24 protein-coding genes and 1 pseudogene are annotated in these 22,121 nt (G+C 57.9%); 10 read left to right on the forward strand and 15 right to left on the reverse strand.

What is annotated here, in order from left to right; translation table 11 throughout:
• Positions 1 to 43 precede the first annotated feature (43 nt).
• Positions 44 to 382: a Grx4 family monothiol glutaredoxin gene (gene grxD, locus ACP7EE_RS10780; RefSeq protein WP_426234480.1), complete on the forward strand. Its 339-nt coding sequence runs from the start codon at positions 44 to 46 to the stop codon at positions 380 to 382.
• Between the two features lie 132 nt (positions 383 to 514).
• Here the strand turns inward: grxD and bfr are convergent, their stop codons facing one another.
• On the reverse strand, positions 515 to 991 hold the full coding sequence (bfr, locus tag ACP7EE_RS10785) for a bacterioferritin (protein ID WP_426205983.1): 477 nt from the start codon (positions 989 to 991) through the stop codon (positions 515 to 517).
• Positions 992 to 1,191: 200 nt separating this feature from the next.
• Positions 1,192 to 1,410 (reverse strand): bacterioferritin-associated ferredoxin, encoded by a 219-nt coding sequence (locus ACP7EE_RS10790; protein ID WP_003227725.1) that lies wholly within the window; start codon positions 1,408 to 1,410, stop codon positions 1,192 to 1,194.
• A gap of 291 nt (positions 1,411 to 1,701) precedes the next feature.
• Between ACP7EE_RS10790 and ACP7EE_RS10795 the strand changes: the two genes are divergently transcribed.
• Complete coding sequence (locus ACP7EE_RS10795; RefSeq protein ID WP_003227723.1) at positions 1,702 to 2,304, forward strand: peroxiredoxin; 603 nt, start codon at positions 1,702 to 1,704, stop codon at positions 2,302 to 2,304.
• Between the two features lie 71 nt (positions 2,305 to 2,375).
• On the opposite strand, the gene rnt is transcribed toward ACP7EE_RS10795, so the two are convergent.
• Positions 2,376 to 3,050: a ribonuclease T gene (gene rnt, locus ACP7EE_RS10800; RefSeq protein ID WP_426205984.1), complete on the reverse strand. Its 675-nt coding sequence runs from the start codon at positions 3,048 to 3,050 to the stop codon at positions 2,376 to 2,378.
• Positions 3,047 to 4,093, reverse strand: coding sequence for a dihydroorotase (gene pyrC, locus ACP7EE_RS10805; protein ID WP_426234481.1), 1,047 nt, complete (start codon positions 4,091 to 4,093; stop codon positions 3,047 to 3,049). The genes rnt and pyrC overlap by 4 nt, the downstream gene beginning before the upstream one ends.
• Before the next feature lie 160 nt (positions 4,094 to 4,253).
• Between pyrC and ACP7EE_RS10810 the strand changes: the two genes are divergently transcribed.
• Both ACP7EE_RS10810 and ACP7EE_RS10815 read left to right on the forward strand, forming a co-directional pair.
• Entirely contained in the window at positions 4,254 to 5,162 is a 909-nt protein-coding gene (locus ACP7EE_RS10810) for a flagellar protein MotY (protein WP_426234482.1), read from the forward strand.
• A 129-nt stretch (positions 5,163 to 5,291) separates the two neighbouring features.
• Positions 5,292 to 6,509, forward strand: coding sequence for an argininosuccinate synthase (locus tag ACP7EE_RS10815; protein ID WP_420646213.1), 1,218 nt, complete (start codon positions 5,292 to 5,294; stop codon positions 6,507 to 6,509).
• 129 nt (positions 6,510 to 6,638) lie between these two features.
• Here ACP7EE_RS10815 and ACP7EE_RS10820 read toward each other — a convergent pair whose 3' ends face one another.
• Positions 6,639 to 7,310, reverse strand: a complete 672-nt coding sequence (locus ACP7EE_RS10820) for a hypothetical protein (protein ID WP_426234483.1) — start codon at positions 7,308 to 7,310, stop codon at positions 6,639 to 6,641.
• A 485-nt stretch (positions 7,311 to 7,795) separates the two neighbouring features.
• Between ACP7EE_RS10820 and ACP7EE_RS10825 the strand changes: the two genes are divergently transcribed.
• Entirely contained in the window at positions 7,796 to 8,422 is a 627-nt protein-coding gene (locus ACP7EE_RS10825) for a response regulator transcription factor (protein ID WP_108592726.1), read from the forward strand.
• A gap of 86 nt (positions 8,423 to 8,508) precedes the next feature.
• Here ACP7EE_RS10825 and ACP7EE_RS10830 read toward each other — a convergent pair whose 3' ends face one another.
• The 8 genes and pseudogenes from ACP7EE_RS10830 to metG all read right to left on the reverse strand — a co-directional run bounded on the left by ACP7EE_RS10830 (position 8,509) and on the right by metG (position 15,079).
• Positions 8,509 to 8,688 (reverse strand): PA3496 family putative envelope integrity protein, encoded by a 180-nt coding sequence (locus ACP7EE_RS10830; protein ID WP_420646215.1) that lies wholly within the window; start codon positions 8,686 to 8,688, stop codon positions 8,509 to 8,511.
• Positions 8,689 to 8,794: 106 nt separating this feature from the next.
• Positions 8,795 to 9,433 carry an endonuclease III gene (gene nth / locus ACP7EE_RS10835; protein WP_420646216.1) on the reverse strand — a complete coding sequence of 213 codons (639 nt, stop codon included), beginning with the start codon at positions 9,431 to 9,433 and terminating at the stop codon, positions 8,795 to 8,797.
• Positions 9,430 to 9,954 (reverse strand): Rnf-Nqr domain containing protein, encoded by a 525-nt coding sequence (locus tag ACP7EE_RS10840; protein ID WP_426234485.1) that lies wholly within the window; start codon positions 9,952 to 9,954, stop codon positions 9,430 to 9,432. The genes nth and ACP7EE_RS10840 overlap by 4 nt, the downstream gene beginning before the upstream one ends.
• Positions 9,951 to 10,544 carry an RnfABCDGE type electron transport complex subunit G gene (locus ACP7EE_RS10845; RefSeq protein WP_426234486.1) on the reverse strand — a complete coding sequence of 198 codons (594 nt, stop codon included), beginning with the start codon at positions 10,542 to 10,544 and terminating at the stop codon, positions 9,951 to 9,953. Before ACP7EE_RS10845 ends, ACP7EE_RS10840 begins: the two co-directional genes overlap by 4 nt.
• The gene (locus ACP7EE_RS10850; RefSeq protein ID WP_426234487.1) at positions 10,541 to 11,524 is read right to left on the reverse strand and encodes an RnfABCDGE type electron transport complex subunit D; all 984 of its coding nucleotides are present in this window, start codon (positions 11,522 to 11,524) and stop codon (positions 10,541 to 10,543) included. The genes ACP7EE_RS10845 and ACP7EE_RS10850 overlap by 4 nt, the downstream gene beginning before the upstream one ends.
• Before the next feature lie 427 nt (positions 11,525 to 11,951).
• A pseudogene (gene rsxB, locus ACP7EE_RS10855) lies at positions 11,952 to 12,326 on the reverse strand (electron transport complex subunit RsxB); the annotation flags it as partial.
• 17 nt (positions 12,327 to 12,343) lie between these two features.
• Positions 12,344 to 12,913, reverse strand: a complete 570-nt coding sequence (locus ACP7EE_RS10860; protein ID WP_426234488.1) for an Rnf-Nqr domain containing protein — start codon at positions 12,911 to 12,913, stop codon at positions 12,344 to 12,346.
• Between the two features lie 114 nt (positions 12,914 to 13,027).
• A complete protein-coding gene (gene metG / locus ACP7EE_RS10865) occupies positions 13,028 to 15,079 on the reverse strand; it encodes a methionine--tRNA ligase (RefSeq protein WP_426234489.1) in 2,052 nt (683 codons plus the stop codon).
• A gap of 365 nt (positions 15,080 to 15,444) precedes the next feature.
• On the opposite strand from metG, the gene apbC reads away from it, so the two are divergent.
• Positions 15,445 to 16,539, forward strand: coding sequence for an iron-sulfur cluster carrier protein ApbC (gene apbC / locus ACP7EE_RS10870; RefSeq protein WP_426234490.1), 1,095 nt, complete (start codon positions 15,445 to 15,447; stop codon positions 16,537 to 16,539).
• A gap of 107 nt (positions 16,540 to 16,646) precedes the next feature.
• Here the strand turns inward: apbC and ACP7EE_RS10875 are convergent, their stop codons facing one another.
• Entirely contained in the window at positions 16,647 to 17,405 is a 759-nt protein-coding gene (locus tag ACP7EE_RS10875) for an SDR family oxidoreductase (protein ID WP_426234491.1), read from the reverse strand.
• A 163-nt stretch (positions 17,406 to 17,568) separates the two neighbouring features.
• Here ACP7EE_RS10875 and ACP7EE_RS10880 point away from each other — a divergent pair, with 163 nt between their 5' ends.
• The 4 genes from ACP7EE_RS10880 to groL all read left to right on the forward strand — a co-directional run bounded on the left by ACP7EE_RS10880 (position 17,569) and on the right by groL (position 21,077).
• Complete coding sequence (locus ACP7EE_RS10880) at positions 17,569 to 18,300, forward strand: HugZ family protein (RefSeq protein WP_426234492.1); 732 nt, start codon at positions 17,569 to 17,571, stop codon at positions 18,298 to 18,300.
• 65 nt (positions 18,301 to 18,365) lie between these two features.
• Positions 18,366 to 18,842: an FxsA family protein gene (locus ACP7EE_RS10885; protein WP_426205996.1), complete on the forward strand. Its 477-nt coding sequence runs from the start codon at positions 18,366 to 18,368 to the stop codon at positions 18,840 to 18,842.
• A gap of 247 nt (positions 18,843 to 19,089) precedes the next feature.
• Positions 19,090 to 19,383: a co-chaperone GroES gene (locus tag ACP7EE_RS10890; RefSeq protein WP_003227685.1), complete on the forward strand. Its 294-nt coding sequence runs from the start codon at positions 19,090 to 19,092 to the stop codon at positions 19,381 to 19,383.
• A gap of 50 nt (positions 19,384 to 19,433) precedes the next feature.
• On the forward strand, positions 19,434 to 21,077 hold the full coding sequence (gene groL, locus ACP7EE_RS10895; RefSeq protein ID WP_426205997.1) for a chaperonin GroEL: 1,644 nt from the start codon (positions 19,434 to 19,436) through the stop codon (positions 21,075 to 21,077).
• 179 nt (positions 21,078 to 21,256) lie between these two features.
• On the opposite strand, the gene ACP7EE_RS10900 is transcribed toward groL, so the two are convergent.
• Complete coding sequence (locus tag ACP7EE_RS10900) at positions 21,257 to 22,000, reverse strand: phosphatase PAP2 family protein (protein WP_426234493.1); 744 nt, start codon at positions 21,998 to 22,000, stop codon at positions 21,257 to 21,259.
• Positions 22,001 to 22,121 lie beyond the last annotated feature (121 nt).

Raw genomic sequence — 22,121 nt, forward strand, 5'->3', positions numbered from 1 at the left:
ACCGTGCCGACCCGTGAGTCGGAAAGTTCAGCCGAGGTGCTCCATGGATATCATCGAAACGATTAAAGAGCAGATTGCCAACAACACCATTCTGCTTTACATGAAAGGCTCGCCGAATGCCCCACAGTGTGGCTTCTCCGCGAAAGCCGCGCAGGCCGTTATGGGCTGTGGCGAGAAGTTCGCCTACGTCGACATCCTGCAGAACCCGGAAATCCGCGCCAACCTGCCAAAGTACGCCAACTGGCCGACTTTTCCACAGCTGTGGGTTGCTGGTGAACTGGTCGGCGGTAGTGACATCATGACCGAAATGGTTGCCGACGGTTCGCTGCAAAGGACCATCAAGGCTGCGGTTGAAGCTGCAGCTGCCAAGACCGAAGTCTGAATCGATTAGCTCCCCTGTAGGAGCTGTCGAGAGAAACGAGGCTGCGATCTGTTGATCTGCAGCCAAATAAAAAGCCCCGCCACTCGAAAGAGGGCGGGGCTTTTTAGTGTCTCGAAACTAGCGCACGCTAACTTACTCGTCTTCGCCCATCTGCGATTGCAGATAGTTCTCAAGACCGACTTTATCGATCAGGCCCAGCTGAGTTTCCAGCCAGTCGATATGTTCTTCTTCGGATTCGAGAATGTCTTCAAGCAGTTCACGGCTGCCGTAGTCGGCAACGGTTTCGCAGTGCGCGATCGCCGCTTTCAGATCAGCATGGCCGGTTTTCTCGATACGCAGATCGCACTCAAGCATTTCCTTGGTGTGCTCGCCGATGTGCAGCTTGCCCAGATCCTGCACGTTCGGTAGGCCTTCGAGGAACAAGATGCGCTTGATCAGCTTGTCCGCGTGTTTCATCTCGTCGATGGATTCTTTGTATTCGTGCTTGCCGAGCTTGTTCAGACCCCAATCTTCATACATGCGTGCATGCAGGAAGTACTGATTGATCGCGACCAGCTCATTGGCAAGGATCTTGTTGAGATGCTGGATGACTGTAATGTCGCCTTTCATGATCGGAGTCCTGCCCTGTAATAGCTGTATATGGGCCAGAGTTTGAGCCGCGCTCTTATAAGTGTCAAACCTAAGTTATTGAATAATAAATGAAAATTAATCGGAATAAGAATGTTTGTGTTCCGCGTCTAGACGCTAAGCATTTGATTTTCAGGCATAAAAAAACCGGACATAAGTCCGGTTCTTCGAAATAGGGGTATTTACGCGGCAGTAAATTCTACCGGGTAGGGGATCGCGGCCTGGGCGGTTTGCAGCTTGGTCAGGGTTTCGCGCACCACTTCCTTGGCAAGGCAGGCACATTTGCCGCATTGGCTGGCGACGCCGGTGGCCTGACGAACTTCTTTATAGCTGCAGCAACCTTCATAGATCGCTTCGCGGATCTGTCCGTCGGTGACGCCAGTGCAGAGACAAACATACATAAGTGAGAACCGTCGCTGGTTGTGACTCAATTGCGATGGATCTTAATGTTAACGAGAATGATTGTCAAAGTGCTTTCGGAACGGATTATCGCCAAATCCGGGTATGCCTGACGAACGGTGTCTTATGGCCGGAGGCCAGCGCGACTTGTGCAAAAACCGTTAAGGACAGGCCAAATTCGCAGTGTATGATGGTCGGCCCTTGCGAAGGGGGTTCGTGTCACAGGGCTGTCGCCTGAGGGTGACAGGCTGGCCCGGACCCTGAACTTCAAGTTTTTACACCAGGAGATATCAATGAGCGTACTCGTAGGCAAACAAGCCCCAGACTTCACCGTCCCGGCCGTACTCGGCAATGGCGAGATCGTTGACAGCTTCACCCTGTCCTCGGCCATCAAAGGCAAATACGGCCTGGTGTTCTTCTACCCGCTGGACTTCACCTTCGTCTGCCCGTCCGAGCTGATCGCTCTGGACAACCGCATGGCCGACTTCAAGGCACGCAACGTAGAAGTGATCGCTGTTTCGATCGACTCGCACTTCACCCACAACGCCTGGCGCAACACCCCGGTCAACAATGGCGGCATCGGTCAGGTGAAATACACCATGGCTGCCGACATGAAGCACGACATCGCCAAGGCTTACGACGTTGAGTCCGAAGGCGGCGTAGCTTTCCGTGGCGCGTTCCTGATCGACGACAAGGGCGTTGTGCGCTCGCAGATCATCAACGACCTGCCGCTGGGCCGTAACATGGAAGAGCTGATCCGTCTGGTCGACGCTCTGCAATTCCACGAAGAGCACGGCGAAGTCTGCCCTGCCAACTGGAAAAAAGGCGACAAAGGCATGAACGCTTCGCCAGAAGGCGTTGCGGCTTACCTGACCGAGAACGCTGCCGCCCTGTAAGGCGCAACGTCGAGGTACAAAAAAACCGGCTCTTGAGCCGGTTTTTTCATGCGCGCGAAAAACTTCGACGATCAGTCGTTGAAGTCTTCCCAGCCACCCATCTGTTTCCAGCGGTTGACGATGCCGCAGAACAACTCAGCAGTTTTCTCGGTGTCGTAACGCGCGGAGTGCGCCTCGCGACCGTCGAAATCGATGTCGGCTGCCTGACAGGCTTTGGCCAATACGGTTTGACCATAAGCCAGACCGGCCAGGGTCGCGGTATCGAAACTGGAGAACGGGTGGAACGGGTTGCGCTTCATGTCCAGCCGCGCGACGGCAGCGTTGAGGAAGCCCAAATCGAAGCTGCTGTTGTGGCCGACCAGGATCGCGCGTTTGCAGCCGTTGGCTTTCAACGCCTTGCGGATGCCACGGAAGATGTCGGTCAACGCGGTTTCTTCACTGACGGCCATGCGCAACGGATGATCCAGCTTGATCCCGGTGAACTCCAGCGCAGCCGCTTCGATGTTGGCGCCTTCGAACGGCTCGACACGGAAGAAGTAGGTGTGGTCCGGGTAAACGAAACCTTTTTCATCCATGGCGATGGTGGTCGCGGCAATCTCCAGCAACGCATCGGTGGCGCAATTGAAGCCACCGGTTTCTACGTCGACGACAACCGGCAGGTAGCCGCGAAAGCGTGCTGCCATCGGGTGGCGTGAGCCGCCACCACCTTGACCTTCCTGTTCGTCGTCGAAATGGTCTTCACTCACGCGTGTTCCTCCAGCAGGCGCCAGCGCAGTTTTTCACCGGCGCGCAGCGGGATAACGGTCAGCTCGCCGAATGGCAGGCTGGTGGGGGCGGTCCATTCTTCACGAACCAGGGTAATGCGATCGGTGTTCACCGGCAGGCCGTAGAAACGCGGGCCGTTGAGGCTGGCAAACGCTTCAAGCTTGTCCAGCGCATTGCGCTGTTCAAAGGCTTCGGCATACATCTCGATGGCAGCGTACGCGGTGTAGCAGCCGGCACAGCCGCACGCGGCTTCCTTGGCGTGCTGGGCGTGCGGTGCCGAGTCGGTGCCGAGAAAGAACTTCGCGCTGCCGCTGGTAGCGGCGTCGAGCAGGGCTTCCTGATGGGTATTGCGCTTGAGGATCGGCAGGCAATAGAAGTGCGGCCGAATCCCGCCAACCAGCATGTGATTGCGGTTGTACAGCAGGTGATGCGCAGTGATGGTCGCGCCAACGTTGGCCGGAGCCTCGTTGACGAACTGCACAGCGTCGGCGGTGGTGATGTGTTCGAACACCACTTTGAGCGTCGGAAAACGCTCGACCACGCGGCGCATGTGCTCATCGATAAAGATTTTTTCGCGGTCGAACACATCGACATCGCCACGGGTGACTTCACCGTGGATCAACAACGGCATCCCGACTTCGGCCATGGCCTCGATCGCCGGGAAAATCTTGTCGATGCTGGTGACACCGGAATCGGAGTTGGTGGTGGCGCCGGCCGGATACAGCTTGGCGGCGTGCACGAAACCGCTGGCCTTGGCCTCGCGAATTTCTTCGGGCTGGGTGCGGTCGGTGAGGTACAGCACCATCAACGGCTCGAAACCACTGCCGGCCGGGCGGGCAGCGAGAATCCGCTGGCGATAGCCGTCGGCTTCAGCGGCGTTGCGCACCGGCGGTACCAGGTTGGGCATGATGATTGCGCGACCAAAGGTGCGCGCGACATCCGCAACGGTATTGGTCAACACGGCACCATCGCGAAGATGAATGTGCCAGTCGTCGGGACGCAGCAGGGTCAGGCGGTCGGACATGAGGGGATTCCAGGCGGGTCAAACTGAGGCGAATGCTACCGGAAAAGACTCCTTCAGGCACTCGCTATCAAGTTTTGAGACAAGCGTCCGATATCCCATAGGTATGCCGTAAACATATGTGTATCGGTCTTTTTGTTGCAGAAGCCAGATGGAGCCTCCCGTGCGCCAGCGTTATTTAGCCTTGCTCAGTGTGTTTGCCAGCCTTCCGGCGATGGCGCTGACGTACCAGACACGTCTGGAGAACATCGAGTGGACGGTCGAGGGCGACAAGTTCGAATGCCGCTTGACGCAGCCGATCACCGATTTCGGCTCAGGGCAGTTCGTGCGCAAGGCCGGCGAGCAGGCGACCTTCCGGCTCAACGCCTACAACGCCATGCTCGGTGGCGGATCGGCGACCCTGCTGGCAGCCGCCGCGCCGTGGCAACCGGGGCGCGGCGACCTCAACCTGGGGACCGTCAGGCTGGGTAGCGGCAACGTGCTGTTCAACAGTTCTCAGGCTCAGGCCGGACGTTTGATCAGCGGCTTGATGGATGGTCGCAGCCCGCTGATCCGCCATGCCTCGGGCGATGGCCGGGTGGCGGAGGTCCGTCTGTTGCCGGTGAAGTTCAGCAAGGCGTTCAACGATTACCAGACCTGCGTGGCGAAGTTGCTGCCGCAGAATTTCGACCAGATCAAGCAGTCGCAGATCGGCTTCCCCGGCGAAGGCGTCGAACTGGACGCTGCCGCCAAAGCCAAGCTGCAAGTCATGCTCGAATTCATGAAGGCCGATCCGACGGTCAATCACATCGAGCTCGACGGCCATTCCGACAACAGCGGCAATCGCCTGACCAACCGCGAACTGTCGCGCCGTCGCGCCTTGGCCGTGGTCGACTTCTTCAAGGCCAACGGCATTCAGGAGTCGCAGATCACCGTGCGCTTCCATGGCGAGCGTTATCCGCTGGTGCCGAACACCAACGCGGGTAACCGGGCGAAGAACCGCCGGGTCAATGTGCACCTCGCACGGGTGGCGCCGACCACGGCTCCGGCACCTACCGCGAGCACGCCTGCCAACGCTGCGGCGACTTCCTGACTCGCCGGTCATCGTCGCGCTGTCGAAACAATCTGTCGCTTTGTCGTCTTAAGCTGTCGCGCCTCTGTAAATTATCGCGTTTGAGCGGTAGACTCCTCGGCTTTCCGTAGAACCCCGTGGAGTGATGGCATGGCGGACGTAAACAAGGTCGTTCTGGCGTATTCCGGCGGCCTGGACACTTCGGTGATCCTCAAGTGGCTGCAAGATACTTATAACTGTGAAGTAGTGACTTTCACTGCTGACCTCGGTCAGGGCGAAGAGGTCGAGCCAGCTCGCGCCAAGGCGCAGGCCATGGGCGTCAAAGAAATCTACATCGACGACCTGCGCGAAGAATTCGTGCGTGACTTCGTATTCCCGATGTTCCGCGCCAACACCGTTTACGAAGGCGAGTACCTGCTGGGTACCTCCATCGCACGTCCGCTGATCGCCAAACGTCTGATCGAAATTGCCAACGAAACCGGCGCTGACGCCATTTCCCACGGCGCCACCGGCAAGGGTAACGACCAGGTCCGTTTCGAACTGGGTGCCTACGCGCTCAAGCCGGGCGTGAAAGTCATCGCGCCTTGGCGTGAATGGGACCTGCTCTCGCGTGAAAAGCTGATGGATTATGCTGAAAAGCACAACATCCCGATCGAGCGTCACGGCAAGAAGAAATCCCCGTACTCGATGGATGCCAACCTGCTGCACATCTCCTATGAAGGCGGCGTGCTGGAAGACACCTGGACCGAGCACGAAGAAGACATGTGGAAATGGACCGTCTCCCCGGAGAAGGCTCCTGACCAAGCGCAATACCTGGAACTGACCTACCGCAACGGCGATATCGTCGCACTGGACGGCGTCGAAATGACCCCGGCCACCGTGCTGGCGACGCTGAACCAGATCGGTGGCGCCCATGGTATCGGCCGTCTCGACATCGTCGAGAACCGCTACGTAGGCATGAAGTCCCGTGGCTGCTACGAAACCCCGGGCGGCACCATCATGCTGCGCGCGCACCGCGCCATCGAGTCGATCACTCTGGACCGCGAAGTCGCTCACCTGAAAGACGAGCTGATGCCGAAATACGCCAGCCTGATCTACACCGGCTACTGGTGGAGCCCTGAGCGTCTGATGCTGCAGCAGATGATCGATGCTTCTCAGGCCCACGTGAATGGCGTTGTGCGCCTGAAGCTGTACAAGGGCAACGTGATTGTCACCGGCCGCAAGTCCGACGAATCGTTGTTCGACGCCAACATCGCTACCTTCGAAGAAGACGGCGGTGCTTACAACCAGGCCGACGCGGCGGGCTTCATCAAGCTCAACGCGCTGCGCATGCGTATTGCCGCCAACAAGGGTCGCAAGCTGTTCTAAGACCCTGGTACACGCAATAAAGAAAGGCGGCCTTGTCATTGGACAAGGTCGCCTTTTTCAATTCCGTGTTTTTTGGCATACGTGCCAGTGTGCTGATCTTTTTGTGCCTCAAACCCGAATGCCAATGCATCAAAATTTTCCGAGAGCAGTCACGGCTCGCGTACATACCTTGTAAACAATGAAATAGCTAGTGCCTCTGCCTTTCTTTGGAAGTTTACTTTCACGCAGATTGTCTGTTGTAAGAAATTTGTCCGACACATCGTTGGATAAAAATATGACGACTTGAGATATGCGTTTTCCCATAGGCGGTATTTTTTCTAGACTTTCTCCGAGGTCGTTTTTTTCTGTCATTGTGCGTGCATCTATAATGTGCAACTCCTTTATCGCGTCTGGAAGGTTTATATGGTGCTGCGCCATGGGGTCAAGTGTGTCTTGAGAGTTTGTCGGTGGGTCTGCGATGTTATGCGTTCTGTCAGATAGAGCAGAGTCTGCTATCTCACAAGGTGTCTGTTCGGTTGATCCTGGTTTTCTGTTATCGCGCTCTTTGCTATCTATGACCTGGATGAAACTTTCGTCCGTCTCGAAATCAGATGGCGCGTAGAGCGAGCGGTAGTTGAAGTTGAGGGTCATGAAAAACAGGAACAACAAGTAAAACGGAAAGCTGATCAGGAACCAGACGTAAATTTCTCTTTCTTCGTCTGCCAGGAAGGGCAGGGAAATCGCGGCTGATGACTCTGACAGGACCGCGAATATGGCGATAATGGTCATCGGGTTCGGGATTTTTTTCTTGATCTTTAACATGTTTGAGTTCCATGGGGTCGTATTGCTCGTCAAGTTTATTGAGTGTGGGTTGGGTCGTACTTCTGGTTGTTCAAGTTGCTGCAATCTGTGTTTATAGCAAAAGTCGATTTTTTGAAAGTATTCTCTTGTATCAGAGGTTTGTCGAGTTGCTGATACTTGGCGAAGTAGCATCGACTGCCGAAGATGTAATAGTTGACCGATATGAATTCGTGTCGTTTGTATAGCGCGATCAGAAGGACGAGATGGGCGCGCTTTTTCCATCAAGCATGTAGTCTCGATGCCGGTTTTTTACGTTTGCGAGGCAAGGCCACACCATTAGTGTTGCCGTCAGTGAGGCGAGTAAGGTTTTTTTGTAGGATAAATCCATTAAAGCTGTAGGGAATGTCTCTCGCTGCAAGTGCGTGAGCGATGCGGTGTGCAACAAGGGAAGTCACTAGGATATTGTGCCGGTTCTAAAAATTCGAACAGCGAAACTGGACTTGCCCATGAATAAAGTGCTGATCGTGGATGATCACCCCGTCATTCGTCTTGCGGTACGTATGCTGATGGAACGTCATGGCTACGAAGTCATTGCAGAAACAGACAATGGAGTGGATGCGTTACAACTTGCGCGCGACCAAATGCCCGATATCGTTATTCTGGATATCGGCATACCGAAACTTGATGGTCTGGAAGTCATTGCGCGGCTGACCTCGACCGCCATGCCGCTGAAAGTCCTGGTGTTGACTTCCCAGGCGCCCGGGCACTTCTCCATGCGCTGCATGCAATCGGGGGCTGCGGGGTATGTTTGCAAGCAACAGGATCTGACGGAACTGCTAAGTGCGATCAAGGCAGTTCTGTCCGGGTACAGTTATTTTCCCAACCAGGCTCTGCACACCGTGCGTACCAGCTTGGGCAATGCCAGCGAAGCCGACATGGTCGATCGTCTTTCCGGGCGAGAAATGATGGTGTTGCAACAGTTGGCGCGGGGTAAAACCAACAAGGAAATTGCCGACGGCATGTTTCTCAGCAACAAGACCGTGAGTACTTACAAGACCCGCCTGTTATTGAAACTCAACGCCCGCTCACTGGTGGATCTGATCGAGCTGGCGCAGCGTAACGGTTTGGTCTGACCGGTTATTCGCTGACCGATCCTGGGCAGATCAAATCAGCTTGCTGTAGAAAGCGAAAAGCCTCCATTTCTGGAGGCTTTCAAGTTTCACAGGTCAAAATCGTAATCGGCCAATTGCTTTTGCAAACGACGCTCCTCAAGCATGTTGTCGATGGTGCGGCGCTTGCTCAGGTTGGTCTTGGCTACTTCGACTACGGGTTCGGCATCGTCAATTTCTACGGGGATAAAATCGTCTTCTGCTTCCAGTTGCTCTTTGCCGGTACTCATAGAATCACTCCAGGCTAAGACTGCCTTTGGCGCCCCTTATAACGATAAACAGGCGGCGGGTAAAAAAGATTTTTTCAATCGAAGAATGAAAAAACCTAATAGCCGCTCAATCGTCAGAGGTTTTCTGTTTGTACTCGCACAAATCTTCGATCCGGCAACTGCCACAGCGCGGCTTGCGCGCGAGGCATACGTAGCGCCCGTGGAGAATCAGCCAATGGTGCGAATCGAGCAGAAAATCTTTGGGTACAAACTTCATCAGTTTCATTTCCACTTCGACCACATTCTTGCCCGGGGCAATGCCCGTGCGGTTGCTCACCCGGAAGATGTGGGTGTCGACGGCCATGGTCAGTTGGCGGAAAGCCGTGTTGAGCACCACATTGGCAGTCTTGCGGCCTACGCCGGGCAAGGCTTCCAGTTCTTCTCGGGTCTGCGGGACTTCGCCGCCGTGGCGCTCAACCAGCAAGCGACAGGTCTCGATCACGTTTTTTGCCTTGCTGTTGTACAGGCCAATGGTCTTGATGTATTCGGACAAGCCTTCCACGCCCAACGCATAAATGGCTGCAGGCGTATTGGCCACTGGGTACAGCCTGGCCGTCGCCTTGTTCACTCCGACGTCGGTCGATTGCGCTGACAGAATCACCGCGATCAGCAGTTCGAACGCCGAGGAGTAAGCCAATTCGGTCTTGGGCTCGGGATTGTCCTCGTGCAGCCTGCGGAAAATTTCCAGACGTTTTGCGGCATTCATGGGCGATGCGTTTCCTCGGGTCGGGCGGCGGGGCGTTTCCAGGTCTGAAGGGCGGCGAGCAAGAGTCCGAGCATTATGAATGCGCCCGGTGCCAAGGTGAGCAGGTGCAGGCCCTCGCCGAACAATTCGCGCAATGTGGCCAGTGTCAGCATCAAGCCGACAAAGAGGCCGTACAGGCTCAGACGCTCACTCGCAGACCGGCTAAAGATTCCATGCTGCTCCAGCAGCACGCACTGCAGGCCGATCAGGCCGATATAGAGACCGACCAGCGTATGCCACTGCAACGACCAGCGTTGCAGCAGGATGTCTGCGCAACTGCTCAGGGTGGCCGCCAGCAGCAGACTGGCGAGCAACAAACTCGCGGCGCTCAGCCGCGTGCGCAGCGGCTTCATGCACAGATGATACAAACCGACGACGACTGCGAACATCAGCAGGATCGCCAGCGCGCTGGCTATTGATCCTGAAGCGCCAAGCAGCAGAGCCAGCAGCATCGAGTTCGACAGCGCCGCCGATCTGTTCATGGCGCACTCCCTGACAAGGCTTGCCGATGCTCGTCGAAATAGCGCAAAGCGTCATGGATCGCGTTGATCGCGGCGCGGGAAGTGACGGTGGCACCGGCCATCTGGTCGAATTGCCCCTGATCCTTTCTCAATGCCCAACCTGCATCCAATGATTTGCCGGTAAACGCCTGCAACCAACCATTCGGCCAGTCACCGATGTGTCCGCCGAGTGCCGGTTTTTCGGTCTGCCGCAGTGTTTTGACCCCAAGCAATCTGCCGTCGGTATCAATCGCGATCAATAATTCGAGCGTCCCGGCATAACCCTCAGTCTGGCTGCGCAGGAGCACCGCGACCGTGCGCCCGCCCTTGGTCGCCCGATAGCCAGCCACCAGAGAACTGTGGCTCAACTTGACATCGATCTGCGGCAGCGGTTGTTCCAGCGGTTGATTGTCGTAACTGTCCGCCGCAAGAACATCGAGTAACTTGCGGCTGTCGATCAGACGTTGTTCGGCAGCGATCTGCGGCGCATTGATCCGATATACCGTGTAAGTCACGGCGATACCGGCCACTGCCAGCAGCACCAGTGTGATCAGGCTGCGGCGATGGTTCATGGCGTCACCCGTGCCTGACGTGCGGCGGCAAAGCGCTCAAGCGCCGGTACGCACAAGTTCATCAGCAGCACCGCGAACGCCACGCCGTCGGGATAGCCGCCCCAGGTTCTGATCAGATAAGTCAGCAACCCGACACCGACACCGAACAGCAGGCGCGCGAGCGCGGTTTTCGCCCCGGACACTGGCTCGGTGATGATGAAAAACGCGCCCAGCATGCTTGCGCCGCTGAGCAGGTGAAACAATGGCGAGCCGTGGGAATCCGACCCCGAGCCGTTCCAGCACAGCAAGCTGATCACAAACAGACTGGCGAGCATGCCAACTGGTGCGTGCCAGCCAATTACCCGCTGTTGCAGCAGAAACAGCCCTCCGGCAAGAAACGCCAGATTGATCCATTCCACACCGCGCCCACCGAAACGCCCGAAAGCCTGATTGGCGGCAAACAGCTCGTCCATGGTCAGGCTTTTGTTGATACGCAGACTGTCCAGCGCGGTGGCCTGAACCCAGGCATCCGGTGCCTGCCCGAAGCTGAACACCTGCTGCAAAGCCGCCATCAAGTCCATGCCATGCGCCGGCCAATGAGTCATCGGTTGCGCGAACGTGACCATGGCCAGGGCGAAGCCAAGCATCGCCGGGTTGAACGGATTCCTGCCGACGCCGCCATACACATGCTTGCCGAACAACAAGCCCGAAGTGATCGAGCTGACCGTCAGCCACCATGGACAATACGGCGGCAGTGCCAGCGCGAGCAAGGTCGCAGTGACCAGCGCGCTGCCGTCGGTCAACGTCGGTTGCAGCGTTTGCCGGCGCAGACTTGCCACCAGCGCCTCGACGACCAATGCGCCAGCCACGCACAAGATCAGATTGATCAACACGCCCCAGCCGTAAAACCAGAACGACGCGAGCAACCCCGGCAGCGTGGCCAGCAGCACCAGCCTCATCGCCTGTTGCAGGCGAGCGTCCGGGGCCTCAAGGGGCGACATGGTCTTGCACCTGCCGCTCGGCGGCGTGCAGTGCACGTTCTGCCGCCTCGAACTGCTGTTGCAGTACGATCAATTGCGACTGTTGTTCGAAAGTCGGCGGATGACCGAAGGCTTTCAGCGACTTGTTCAATTGCGCGCGGCTCATCGCCACATCGATCTTGGCTTTCTTCAGCGCAGCATCCGCGCCCACGGTTTTTTGCGCGCGCACTCGCTCAAGTGCGGCCTGCACCGGATCGAGCGTGGTGGTTGCTACGAGTGCCGCGCGTTGTGCGCGGGCTTCGCGGTCGGCCTGTTTCTGCTGTTCCTCGCGTTGCAGTCGGGTATTGCGTCGCTCGAAGCGTTGCCGGGCGTGGTCGCGTTTGGCGGCGCGCTCCTGCAGCTCTTCAAGACTCGCCGCGAGGCCGCCAATCACCGGCAGCGTTCCCGGCGGTAGCGGATGCATCTCGATGCAATCCACCGGGCACGGCGCCACGCACAGGTCACAGCCGGTGCATTCATCAATGATGACCGTGTGCATCAGTTTCGCCGCGCCGACAATCGCATCAATCGGGCAGGCCTGAATGCATTTGGTGCAGCCGATGCATTCGGCCTCGCGGATGTAGGCGACTTGCGGTGGAGCCACACCACGAGTGACGTCCAGTTCCAGCACCGGCACGTTCAACAAATCAGCCAGCGCGGCGATGGTTTCGTCGCCCCCCGGCGGACACTTGTTGATCGGCTCACCTGCGGCGATGCCTTCAGCGTAGGGTTTGCATCCGGGATGCCCGCACTTGCCGCATTGGGTCTGCGGCAGCAGCGCATCGATGCATTGAATCAGACTCATGTTTTGATCAGTCCACTGAATCCGAGAAAAGCCACGCCCATCAATCCGGCACCGATCAACAGGATCGGCAGGCCACGAAAGGGCAGTGGAACATCGTTATCTGTCGTGCGTTCACGCAAATCGCAGAACAGGCCCAACACCAGCCAGAAGCCCAGCCCCGCGCCCAGGCTCAGCGCTGTCGCGTGCAGCAAACCCCGGTCTGCTTGGGCGTTGATCAGCGTCAACCCCAACACGCCGGCATTGCCCAGCAGCAACGGCCACAAACCGTCGAAGCGCCACGTCGGCAGCCAATGCGCCAGCAGTTTAAGCAGCGGCGCGATCAGCAACACGCTCAGCGGCAGGAACACGAACAGGCGCAACGCCTGCAATTGCAGCGGCACCAGTAGCCAATGCCAGATCGCATAACCGAGCACGCCGACCATCAGCATCAAGCACAACGTCGCCAAACCCAGCGCATGCACCTGACGCCGATCAGCCGCGAGTAGCGGATCGACACCCAGCGGCCAGTGCAACACGAAGTTGTTGAGCAGCGCAGCACTGAAAAGCGTAAGCACGAGTTCGGTCATGGTTCTGCCGGCAGAAACGGGCGGGTATCACTCAAGGTTAGGCATTATCCGCCCGCATATGAAAAATCCCACAGGCGCACGGAGCACGCCGGTGGGATCAGTCAATGCGCAACCTTACTTGATGCGCTGACCCGGCTTGGCGCCGCTGTCCGGGCTGAGCAGGTAGATTTCTTCACCGCCAGGGCCGGCCGCCATGACCATGCCTTCGGAGATGCCGAACTTCATTTTGCGCGGCTTGAGGTTGGCGATCATCATCGTCAGGCGACCATCAAGCTTCGACGGGTCTGGATAAGCACTCTTGATCCCGGAGAACACGTTGCGCTGCTCGTCACCGATGTCCAGCGTCAGACGCAGCAACTTGTCCGCGCCTTCCACGGCTTCAGCCTTGACGATCAGTGCCACGCGCAGGTCGATAGCGGCGAACGCGTCGAAGTCGATTTCCGGCGACAGCGGGTCCTTGGCCAGTTCGCCATTGCCGGCCGGTGCAGCGGCGCCGGTGTCGGTCTGGCTGGCGGTCAGGTCTTCTTTCGAGGCGTCGCTCATGGCTTGTACTTTTACCGGGTCGATGCGGGTCATCAGCGGCTTGAACTCGTTCAACTGATGGTTGGCCAGCAGGGTGGTGTGGTCGTTCCAGGTCAGCGGCGCGACGTTGAGGAATGCCTCGGCATCGGCGGCCAGCAGCGGCAGCACCGGTTTGAGGAAGATCACCAACTGGCGGAACAGATTGATCGCGGTGGCGCAGATCGCCTGCACTTCAGCCTGCTTGCCTTCCTGCTTGTTCAGCGACCACGGCGCCTTGTCGGCAATCCACGCGTTGGCGCGGTCGGCCAGGGCCATGGTTTCGCGCATGGCACGGGCGAAATCACGCGCTTCATAAGCGTCGGCAATGCTCGGTGCGGCAGCGAGGAAGGCTTCGGTCAGCTCCGGCGCGGCATTGGTATCGACCAGCAGGCCGGCGTTGCCCTTCTGGATGAAACCGGCGCAACGGCTGGCGATGTTCACTACTTTGCCGACCAGGTCAGAGTTGACCTTCTGCACGAAGTCTTCGAGGTTCAGGTCGAGGTCATCGACGCCACGGCCGAGTTTGGCCGCGTAGTAGTAGCGCAGGTATTCCGGCGACAAGTGATCGAGGTAAGTGCGGGCCTTGATGAACGTGCCGCGTGACTTGGACATCTTCTGGCCATTGACGGTCAGGTAGCCGTGCACGTTGATCGCGGTCGGCTTGCGGAAACCCGCGCCTTCAAGCATTGCCGGCCAGAACAGCGCGTGGAAGTTGACGATGTCCTTGCCGATGAAGTGGTACAGCTCGGCGGTGGAATCCTTGCCCCAGAACGCGTCGAAGTCCAGCTCCGGCGTGCGGTCGCAGAGGTTCTTGAAGCTGGCCATGTAGCCGATCGGCGCATCCAGCCACACGTAGAAATACTTGCCCGGCTCGCCCGGGATCTCGAAGCCGAAGTACGGCGCATCGCGGGAGATGTCCCACTGCTGCAGGCCGGCATCCAGCCACTCGGCGATCTTGTTGGCCACGGCGTCTTGCAGGGTGCCGCTGCGGGTCCAGGCCTGCAGCATTTCCTGGAAGTCCGGCAGCTTGAAGAAGAAGTGCTGGGAATCCTTGAGCACCGGGGTGGCGCCAGAGATTGCCGACTTCGGATCCTTCAAGTCAGTCGGCGCGTAAGTTGCGCCGCATTTTTCGCAGTTGTCGCCGTACTGGTCTTCGGTGCCGCACTTCGGGCACGTGCCCTTGATGAAGCGGTCGGCCAGGAACATTTTCTTTTCCGGGTCGAAATACTGGGTGATCGAGCGCTGTGCAATGTGCCCGGCGTCACGCAGCTTGAGGTAGATCTGGCTCGACAGCTCACGGTTTTCTTCTGCGTGAGTAGAGTGGAAATTGTCGAAATCGACCAGGAACTCGGCAAAGTCGGCGCTGTGTTCAGCCTGGACGTTGGCGATCAGTTGTTCCGGGGTGATGCCTTCCTTTTCTGCGCGCAGCATGATCGCCGAACCGTGGGCGTCGTCGGCGCAGACATAGATGCATTGATTGCCGCGATGCTTCTGGAAGCGCACCCACATATCGGTCTGGATATATTCCAGCATGTGGCCAAGGTGGATCGAACCGTTGGCGTAGGGCAGGGCGCTGGTGACGAGTATCTTGCGTGGCTCGGACATGGGGCTTCGCTACTTGATGAAACGGAGGTCGGCCACTATAAAGCGCTGGCGCATATTTTTCACCCCACAGGCCTGTTTCCGATTGCGGCAGATGCGATAACCGTGGCGAGGGGATTTATCCCCGTTGGGTGGCGAAGCCACCCCAAAACCATCGCACTCAGTGTGTCAGGAATACCGAGTGCAGTGGTTCAGCGACTGCTGCGCAGCCGAACGGGGATAAATCCCCTCGCCACAGAGTCCTTTTCCCACAGTCATTCCCCTATCCACAGGTAAATCCTTCCCTACACCTAAATCCCCTCACCACCAATGAATGTCAGGGGTTAGGATACCCGCCATATTTTCCAGTCTTGTTATCGGAGTTGCCCATGAGTGCCGTCACTCGCGCAGCGGTGGAAGCCGTCCTCAGCCAATACACCGACCCTTACCTGAATCAGGATCCGGTCAGCGCCGGTTGTGTGCGCAACATCGAAATCAACGGTGATCGCGTCAGCGTGCAGCTGGAAATCGGTTATGCCGCTGGTCTGTTCAAGAGGGGCTGGGCGCAATTGCTGCAACTGGCCATCGAAAACCTCGATGGCGTGGTCGTTGCGCGAGTCGAAGTCAATTCGGTGATCGCCGCGCATAAGGCGCAGGCGCAGATTCCGGGCCTGGCCAACGTCAAAAACGTGGTTGCCGTGGCGTCCGGCAAGGGCGGCGTCGGCAAATCGACCACCGCGGCCAATCTCGCACTGGCGCTGGCCCGCGAAGGCGCCAAGGTCGGGATTCTTGACGCCGATATCTATGGCCCGAGCCAAGGCATCATGTTCGGTATCGCCGAGGGCACACGTCCGCAGATCAAGGATCAGAAGTGGTTCGTGCCGTTGCAGGCGCACGGCGTCGAAGTGATGTCGATGGCGTTCCTGACCGACGACAACACGCCGATGGTCTGGCGCGGGCCGATGGTCTCCGGTGCGCTGCTGCAACTGGTCACGCAAACCGCGTGGGGCGATCTGGATTATCTGGTGATCGACATGCCGCCCGGCACTGGCGACATCCAGCTGACCCTGGCGCAGAAAGTCCCGGTGGCCGGCGCGGTAATTGTCACCACCCCTCAGGATCTGGCGCTGCTCGATGCACGCAAGGGCGTGGAGATGTTCCGCAAGGTAAACATTCCGGTGCTTGGTGTGGTGGAAAACATGGCGGTGCACATCTGCTCGAACTGCGGGCATGCGGAGCATCTGTTCGGGGAGGGCGGTGGCGTGAAGCTGGCAAATCAGTTCGGCGTCGAACTGCTGGCCTCGCTGCCGCTGTCGATGCTGATCCGCGAACAGGCCGATGGCGGCAAGCCAACGGTGATCGCCGAGCCGGACAGCCAGATTGCCATGGTTTATCAGGAACTCGCCCGCCACGTTGGCGCGCGGATTGTGTTGCAGGAAGCGGCATCGCCGGCGATGCCGAACATCACCATCAGCGACGATTGATCTTCGCTGTCGGTAAAAGCTCGCAGCCTCGCTGCGTTCGACAGCTCCTACACCATTCCCTGTAGGAGCTGTCGAGCGCAGCGAGGCTGCGATCTGTTGATCTTGCTTTAAATGCGCAACCCGCCATCCATCTCCAGAATCCGACCTGTGTAATAGTCGTTCTCGAAGATATAAGCCGCTGAGTGCGCAATCTCCTCCGGCTTGCCCATGCGCTTGAGCGGAATCCCCGCCGTCATCTTCTCCAGCGCTTCCGGCTTCATGCCCAGCGTCATCTCGGTCTCGATAAAGCCCGGCGCAATGCCCGCTACGCGAATCCCGTAACGCGCCAGTTCCTTGGCCCAGGTCACGGTCGCCGCGGCAACGCCAGCCTTGGCCGCGGAGTAGTTGGTCTGGCCAACGTTACCGGCACGCGAAATCGACGAGATATTGATGATCGCGCCACTGGATTTCAGCTCGACCATTTTCGCCGCCACTTCACGGGTGCAGAGGAACACGCCGGTCAGGTTGACGTCGATCACCGCCTGCCACTGCGCCAGGCTCATCTTGGTCATTTCACCATCCTTGACCTTCAGCAGCAGGCCGTCACGCAGGATCCCGGCGTTATTGATCAGGCCATGAATCGCGCCGAAGTCTTCGGCCACCTGAGCAACCATGTGCGTCACTTGCTCTTCGTTGGCGACGTTGCACAGATAGCTGCGCGCCTCGACACCCCTGGCCTTGCAGGCTGCAACCGCGTCATCGAGTTTTTCCTGATTGAGGTCAACCAGCGCCAGCTTCGCGCCTTTGCCAGCGAAATACTCGGCCATCGAGCGGCCCAAGCCTTGGCAACCGCCGGTGATAATGATTACTTTGTCGTTGAGTTGCATTCGCATGCCCCGATAGCAGGTCTGAGTGGTGTTCTCCTTGAGAGCCTCTCGATCTGCACCGGCCTTGGCTGGCTGCATATGAGAATTGCCCCGATGGCGCAGCGGAAACTTATCCCATGCGCCTGTCCGTTTTTTCGACGGATTCTATTTAAGGAGTCATAAATTGAGCGTTGAAGCGGCCAAGCATGCCCGAGAATTGCTTCTCAAGGAATACCGTGGGGTCCTCTCGACCCACTCCAAATCAATGCCCGGTTTCCCGTTCGGTTCGGTAGTTCCGTATTGTCTGGATGAGCAGGGCCGGCCGCTGATCCTGATCAGCCGCATCGCCCAGCACACCCACAACCTGCAAAAAGATCCGAAGTGCTCGCTGCTGGTGGGTGAGCGCGAAGCCGATGACGTGCAGGCCGTTGGTCGGCTGACCTATCTGGCTGAAGCGCAAAAGCTCGAAGACCCGACGGCAATAGAAGCGGCCGCCGAGCGCTACTACCGCTACTTCCCCGATTCGCAAAACTACCACCAGGCCCACGATTTTGATTTCTGGGTGCTCAACCCAGTACGGCATCGCTACATCGGCGGGTTCGGTGCGATCCATTGGGTCGATCAACTGACCCTGGCCAACCCGTTCGCTGGCAAGGCCGAGATCAGCATGGTCGAACACATGAACAGCGATCACGCCAAAGCCATCGCGCATTACGTCGAACTCGCCGGTCTGCCGCAAAGCGTGCCGGCGCAACTGGCCGGGATCGACACTGAAGGCATGCACCTGCGCATCGGTCAGGCGCTGTACTGGCTGCCGTTTCAAGCCCCGTGTCATACGCCGATACAAGTGCGCGAAGCCTTGGTTTCACTGGCTCACGCCGAGCATTGGCCAAAAAATGCAGTGGCCGACGCTTGAATTCACGAAAGGGCGACGTCATCTAAGGCTTACTGCAAGGCATTTCTTGCGTTGAGGAATCTTTGATGCGCCCTTTTCTGTTGCTCTTTCTGCTGTTTCCAGTGTTGGAGCTGTTCGTATTCGTCAAAGTGGCAGGCTCCATCGGGTTTTTCCCGGCCCTGCTGCTGATAATCGTCGGCTCGATGTTCGGCGTGTTCGTGCTGCGCGTCGCCGGTCTGGCCACCGCACTGCGTGCGCGTGAAAGCCTGAATCGCGGTGAATTGCCTGCGCAAACCATGCTTGAAGGCTTGATGCTGGCATTGGCCGGCGGTCTGTTGATCCTGCCGGGCTTCATCAGCGATGTGGTCGGTCTGGTGATGCTGCTGCCGTTCACCCGTCGTCTGCTGGCCAATAAAATGCGCCAGCGCGCCGAAGATCAGGCGATGCGTCAGCGAGCCTTCGCCGATGACCTGCAGCCACGCGGCGGGCCCGCCCCACGCGAGCCGCTGGGACGTGAACCGAACGTGATCGAAGGCGAGTTCGAACACCGCGACACCAAGTAAGACTTTTATCGACACGGCACCCTCGGGTGCCGTGCGCTTTTGTGGGCGCCGTGATGAAAAATTTTCTGCACTCGCCCTTGTAATAAGCTTATGCGCCCTTATGTAACGGTCACCGCAAGGTTTCTGGCATGTGTGCCAGTCAGACTTCCGCGTCTCGCTTGTCGAGGCGCAACCGGCGAAGGCCGGATTTGTTAAACCCGCCGGGACTACACCGGCCGATGAAAACCACAATTAGGAGAGATCGACAATGAAGCTTCGTCCTCTGCATGACCGCGTCGTAATCCGTCGCAGCGAAGAAGAAAAGAAAACCGCTGGCGGTATCGTCCTGCCAGGTTCGGCTGCTGAAAAAGCCAACCACGGTGTGATCGTCGCTGCAGGTCCAGGCAAGACTCTGGAAAACGGTGAAGTGCGTGCGCTGGCCGTTAAAGTCGGTGACAAGGTTGTGTTCGGTCCGTACTCCGGCAGCAACACTGTGAAAGTTGATGGCGAAGACCTGCTGGTAATGGCTGAGAACGAGATTCTCGCTGTACTGGAAGGCTGATTTTCCCGTTCATTTTCCCGCTACTACAAAGTATTTAAGGAATATCGATCATGGCTGCTAAAGAAGTTCTGTTTGGCGATTCCGCCCGTAAAAAAATGCTCAAGGGCGTCAACGTCCTGGCTGACGCGGTAAAAGCGACCCTGGGCCCGAAAGGCCGTAACGTGATCATCGAGAAGAGCTTCGGCGCTCCGACCATCACCAAGGACGGCGTTTCCGTAGCCAAAGAAATCGAACTCGAAGACCGTTTCGAAAACATGGGCGCGCAGCTGGTCAAAGACGTTGCCTCCCGTGCCAACGATGACGCCGGCGACGGCACCACCACCGCTACCGTTCTGGCTCAGGCCATCGTCAACGAAGGCTACAAAGCCGTCGCTGCCGGCATGAACCCGATGGACCTCAAACGCGGCATCGACAAGGCGACCATCGCCGTTGTTGCTGAGCTGAAAAACCTGTCCAAGCCATGCGCTGACACCAAGGCAATTGCTCAGGTCGGTACTATCTCCGCCAACTCCGACAGCTCCATCGGCGAAATCATTGCCGAAGCCATGGAAAAAGTCGGCAAAGAAGGCGTGATCACCGTTGAAGAAGGCACTGGCCTGGAAAACGAACTGTCGGTTGTAGAAGGCATGCAGTTCGATCGTGGCTATCTGTCGCCGTACTTCGTCAACAAGCCTGAGACCATGGTTGCCGAACTGGAGAGCCCGCTGGTTCTGCTGGTCGACAAAAAGATCTCGAACATCCGCGAAATGCTGCCAGTGCTGGAAGCCGTTGCCAAAGCCGGCCGTCCACTGCTGATCGTTTCCGAAGACGTTGAAGGCGAAGCCCTGGCGACGCTGGTCGTGAACAACATGCGTGGCATCGTTAAAGTCGCAGCCGTCAAGGCTCCAGGCTTCGGCGACCGTCGCAAGGCCATGCTGCAGGACATCGCTGTTCTGACCGGCGGTACCGTTATCTCCGAAGAGATCGGCCTGAGCCTGGAAAGCGCCACCCTGGAAAACCTCGGTAGCGCCAAGCGCGTGACCATTTCCAAGGAAAACACCATCATCGTTGACGGTGCTGGCGTAGCAGGCGACATCGAAGCGCGTATCGCTCAGATCCGTGCTCAGGTTGCCGAAACTTCCTCGGACTACGACCGTGAAAAACTGCAAGAGCGTCTGGCCAAGCTGTCCGGCGGCGTAGCAGTTATCAAGGTTGGCGCTGGTTCCGAAGTTGAAATGAAAGAGAAGAAAGCCCGCGTTGAAGACGCCCTGCACGCAACCCGCGCAGCCGTTGAAGAAGGCGTGGTACCTGGCGGTGGCGTTGCACTGATCCGTGCTCTGGAAGCTCTGACTAATCTGACCGGCGACAACGCTGACCAGAACGTTGGTATCGCTGTCCTGCGTCGTGCTGTTGAAGCTCCGCTGCGCCAGATCGCTGCCAACTCCGGCGACGAGCCAAGCGTTGTGGTCAACGAAGTCAAGAACGGCAAAGGTAACTACGGTTACAACGCTGCAACTGGCGTGTACGGCGACATGATCGAAATGGGCATCCTGGACCCTACCAAGGTGACTCGTTCGGCATTGCAGGCAGCAGCTTCCATCGGTGGCCTGATCCTGACCACCGAAGCTGCAATCGCTGACAAGAAAGTAGATGCTCCAGCTGGCGGCGGCATGCCAGACATGGGCGGCATGGGTGGTATGGGCGGCATGATGTAAGCCAGCCTTACCCCTGTAACGCAAAACCCCGCTGGCGAAAGTCAGCGGGGTTTTTTATTGCCTTCAATTCGGTATTGGCGCAACACCGAGGCGCGGCCATCGCTGGCAAGCCAGCTCCCACAGGGATTGGTGTTTCCCTTGAACACTGTGGGAGCTGGCTTGCCAGCGATAGCGTCAGATCAGGCGCTGGCAGTTTGCGCTTTGACGGCAGCCTCGGTGTTCACCGCCGGGCGATACAACACCCAGTAATAAGCCCCCAGACAAATCAACCAACAGAAAATCGCGGTCCACACGTTGTGCGAAAAAAAGTGCGCGCCCTGCATCATCCGGCTGATCGAAAACACCGAACCCAGCGCAAAGGCAAAGATGAATGCCTGCCGCGCCAGACGTGGGCGTCGATCACGCAGCACGAAGAACAATGCAAACAAGGTGAAACCGGTCGCCGCATGACCGCCGGGCCAGCAACGGCCGGGCTTGTCGGTGGCCGGACGATGGCTCAGCAATTTGCTGTAGGTTTCATGCCCACCGAACTGCTCCAGACTCCACGGGCACTGCACTGCCGTCGCCGCTTTGACTGGCGTGACGAACGAAGTCGCCAACCCCAGCGACAACACCAGACAGCCCAGTTCGCGCTTGAACGGTTTGAGCCGTTCGACGAAAAACGCAGCGATGAAGCCGATGATGGCAAACACCGAAAACGCGATCACCACTTCCTTGGCGCGGTCGTGCAGGATGTCTTCGAGAAAGTAACTGTGCCGACCGATGAAATCCCCCGCGACCGGGTCGTAAAACAGGCGCGCCAGATCCATGTCCAGATCGGTCAGTTCCAGCAACACCAGAATCACCGCCGCAACAGCGGGAATTCCCAGGCACAGCCAAAAATTCAAAGGTCTTGAAGCAGGGCGGGCAGCGATCGGTACCATGGCAGTTCCTGGGTCGATTTAAGTATTCGGTGGAGTTGTTCAGGGATGCGCAACCGCGCGAGTCTGCGCTGGATTCTGTCGGCAACTTGTCAGCCGGCCGTGAAAAAATCGTCAATCCCGG

The organism is Pseudomonas sp. TWP3-2, from assembly GCF_049897765.1.
Classification (GTDB): Bacteria; Pseudomonadota; Gammaproteobacteria; order Pseudomonadales; family Pseudomonadaceae; genus Aquipseudomonas.